Source organism: Streptomyces sp. NRRL S-495 (genome assembly GCF_000966955.1).
Classification (GTDB): Bacteria; Actinomycetota; Actinomycetes; order Streptomycetales; family Streptomycetaceae; genus Kitasatospora; species Kitasatospora purpeofusca.
Window position 1 is genome coordinate 1 of record NZ_JZWY01001190.1, and the last position, 3560, is coordinate 3560.

At 75.4% G+C, this 3560-nt stretch carries 3 protein-coding genes; 2 read left to right on the forward strand and 1 reads right to left on the reverse strand.

Annotation, left to right across the window (positions count from 1 at the left end; genetic code table 11):
- Window positions 1-164 precede the first annotated feature (164 nt).
- Entirely contained in the window at window positions 165-1394 is a 1230-nt protein-coding gene (locus VR45_RS40440; protein ID WP_052709747.1) for an alpha/beta hydrolase, read from the forward strand.
- 19 nt (window positions 1395-1413) lie between these two features.
- On the opposite strand, the gene VR45_RS40445 is transcribed toward VR45_RS40440, so the two are convergent.
- On the reverse strand, window positions 1414-2478 hold the full coding sequence (locus VR45_RS40445; protein WP_234326662.1) for a serine hydrolase domain-containing protein: 1065 nt from the start codon (window positions 2476-2478) through the stop codon (window positions 1414-1416).
- A gap of 309 nt (window positions 2479-2787) precedes the next feature.
- On the opposite strand from VR45_RS40445, the gene VR45_RS40450 reads away from it, so the two are divergent.
- On the forward strand, window positions 2788-3543 hold the full coding sequence (locus VR45_RS40450; RefSeq protein ID WP_045944973.1) for a class I SAM-dependent methyltransferase: 756 nt from the start codon (window positions 2788-2790) through the stop codon (window positions 3541-3543).
- The last annotated feature ends 17 nt before the right edge of the window (window positions 3544-3560 follow it).

Below are 3560 nucleotides of genomic sequence, written 5' to 3' on the forward strand. Positions count from 1 at the left end.
GGCTAGCCACCGGCGGACGGCCGGGCATCCGACCACGGTCGTATGCCCACGGCCGGACGCGCCGGACCGGGGCGGGCCGTCACCTTGGTCACGACAGCACGGTCACGTCAGCACCTCGGTCACGACACCACCCCCGTCACCCGATCCGTTCGAAGGAACCGCCCATGCCCCGACCCCGTTCCCGCCCTGCCGCCGCCCTGCTCGCGGGCCTGCTCACCACCGGTGCGCTCGTCACGACGGCGGCGCTGCCCCCGACCGCGCAGGCCGCCACCACCGCTACCACCGCCACCGCCGCGATCCCGCTCGCCCTCCCCGCACCGACCGGCCCGCACCCCGTCGGCACCACCACCCTCCACCTGGTCGACCCGCAACGCCCCGACCTCTGGGCGCCCACCCCGCGTCCGCGCGAACTGATGGCGCAGCTCTGGTACCCGGCCGCCGCCTGCGGCTCCCCCGCCCACCGGCTCGCGCCGTGGCTCGACCCGGCCGCGCTGGCCCATCTGGAGAGCGACTACCTCGGTGCCGCCCCGGGCCGATTGGCCTGGCCCCTCACCCACTCCCGCCAGGACGCCCCGGCCGACCGCAGCACCCGCCACCCGGTGGTCCTCTACTCCCCCGGCTCCCGCGCCGACCGCGCCTTCGCCACCCTGGCCGCCGAGGACCTCGCCTCGCGCGGTTACGTGGTCGTCGCCGTGGACCACACCTTCGACGCCGGTGAGGTCACCTTCCCGGACGGGCGGCTGGAGGTCCGCAACAAGTCCGCCGTGTTCGCCATGACGGACGCCGGGATCGTCGACTACCGCACCGCCGACACCCGCTTCGTCCTGGACCGGCTGACCGACCTGGCGGCCGGTGCCGACCCCGACGCCGAGCACCGCCCCCTCCCGCCGGGCCTCGGCGCGGCACTCGACCCCACCAACGTCGGCATGGTCGGCCACTCCATGGGCGGCGCGACCACCGTCCAGACCCTGCACGACGACCCGCGCGTGCTGGCCGGGGTCTCGCTCGACGGCCCGGTGTTCGGCACCGCCGCCACCGACGGTGCCGACCGCCCGCTGCTGCTCTTCCGCGCCTCCGACGACCGCCCGGTGCGCGACGCGATGTGGGACGCGCTGTGGCCGCACCTCGGCTCCTGGCGCCGCCAGCTCACCCTGGGCGACTCGGGCCACGGCACCTTCTCCGACCTCGAAGCCCTCCTCCCCGCCGCCCGGCCCGCCCTCGGCTGGCCCGCCGGACAGCTCGACGCGTTCCTCGGCACCCTCGCCCCGGCCCGCGCCGTCGACGCCCAACGCGCCTATCTGGCCGCCTTCTTCGACCTCCACCTGCGCCACCGGCCGACCACCCTGTTCAGCGGCCCCTCGGCCGCTTACCCGGAGGTCCGGCCGGACCGGTGAGCCGGGCCCGGCCGCCCGCTCAGCGGCACAGGGCCGCGTCGAGCACGCCCTCCAGCTTCCGCGCGGCCGCCTTGTCCGGCGCCTGGACCGTCATGGTGACGGCGGCGGCGCGACCGTCCTCCGTGACGCCGACCCGGGTCTCGTAGCCCGGGATGCTGCCGCCGTGCCCCCAGTACTCGCCGCCGCAGGACAGCGGCGTGCTCACCAGCCCCAGCCCGTAGCCCGATCCCGCCGCGAACGGCTCCCCGGCGGGGGTGGTGGTGCGCATCTCGGCGAGCTGCGCGGGCGGGAGGAGTTCACCGTCCAGCAACGCCGTGAAGAAGCGGTCCAGTTCGGAGGGGGTGGAGACGAGCTGGCCGGCCGCCCAGGCCCAGGAGGGGTCCATGTCCGTGATGTCGACCAGCGGCCCGTCCGCCGACTCGCGGTAGTAGCCGTGCGGGTGGGCCCCGCGGATCGTCGCGTCACCCGGGGCCGGGAAGTACGTCTGGCGCAGGCCGAGCGGCCGGACGATCCGCCGCTCGATCTCCTGGCCCAGGCTCCGCTGCGTCACCGCCTCGACGATCAGCCCGGCGAGGATGTAATTCGTGTTGCTGTAGGCCCACTTGTGGTCCTCGGGCGCGGCGTCGGCCGGGTAGCGGAGGGCGATGTCGAGCAGTTCGCGCGGCTCGTAGCGGCGGACGTCGTCGCCGAGGTGGAGGGTGTAGTTCGGCAGCCCGCTGGTCTGCTGGAGCAGGTGCCGGAGGGTGATCCGGTTGCCGTCGATCCCGTCGCCCCGGACGACGCCCGGCAGGTAGCGCTCCACCGGCACGTCCAGGTCGAGCCTGCCCTGCGCGACGAGTTGGAGCACCACCACGGCCGTGAAGGTCTTGGTGTTGCTGCCGACCCGCACCCGCCCGTCCTTCGGCACCGCCGCACCGGTGGCGACGTCGCCGACCCCGGCGGTGTAGCTGCGGGTGCGCCCGTCCAGGGAGCGGACGGTGCCCAGCGCGCCGGGTGCGCCCGTCTCGGTCAGCAGCGCGTCCAACCGCTGCTGGACGGCGTCCGGGCGGGCGGTGGTGGCGGTGGCGGTTTTGGTGACGGCCATGGCCGGGGCGGCGGCCGTGGCGACCAGGGCGGCGGCGGTGACGACCAGGGTGACGGTCTTCCAGCGGCTCATGAAGTGCCTCTCGTGCAAGGGTGCGTGTTGCTCGGTTCCCGGCCTCCCGGGCGCTGTCCCACAAGATCACGCGGCCCGACGGGCGGTCGTCAGCTCACCGGGCGAGCGGCCGTCAGCTCAGCGGACGAGCGGAGGCGGCCGACCATGAACCCTCGGTCCTGGGCGCCTTCCTCCTCCGGGCGTACCCGAGCGGTTCTCCCTTGTGCGGAGCAATCGACTTCGGAAGCATGGCCCCACATGATCGACTACAACAGCGAGGCCCAGGCGTACGACACCACCCGGGGCGGCGAACCCCGGGCACAGGCGGCGGCGGACGCCCTGGAACAGCTGCTCCCGCAGGGCCCCGCGACCGTGCTGGACATCGCCTGCGGCACCGGCATCGTGACGCGCCGACTGCAACGGCCGGGCCGCACCGTGCTCGGCGTCGACCGCTCCCCCGGGATGCTCGTCCCGGCCGCGCGGCGGATACCCGGCGGGGCGGTGTGCGGCGATGCGACACGGCTCCCGTTCGCCTCGGGGAGCGTCGACGCGGTGGTGATGGTCTGGCTGCTGCACCTGTTGCCGGACCCGGAGCCCGTGCTCGCCGAGGCCCTCCGGGTGCTGCGGCCCGGCGGCAGGCTGGTGACCACCGTCGACAAGGAGGCCGCCTACTTCACCGAGGACAGCGACCTCGCCCGGGCCACCGCCGAGCTGCGCCGCCAGTACACCCCGCACGCGCCCGACGGCCACGCCCGGATCCGGGACTGGGCGGCGGCCCACGGCCTGCGCCCCGTCGGCGAGGCCCGCTTCCCCGGCACCGGACAGGGGCGAGGCGCCCGGCAGTGGCGGGAGGCGATCGACGCGGGCCGCATCCCCTGGTGCGTGCGGGCCGACGCCGAACAGGTGGCCGAGGCGGTCCGCCGACTCGCGGCACTCCCGGACCAGGAGACCCCGATCGCCGACCCGTTGTACCGCCTCCTCGCCCTGGAGGTGTGCGGACCGCCGGCACCCTGACGGCGGCCCGCACACCC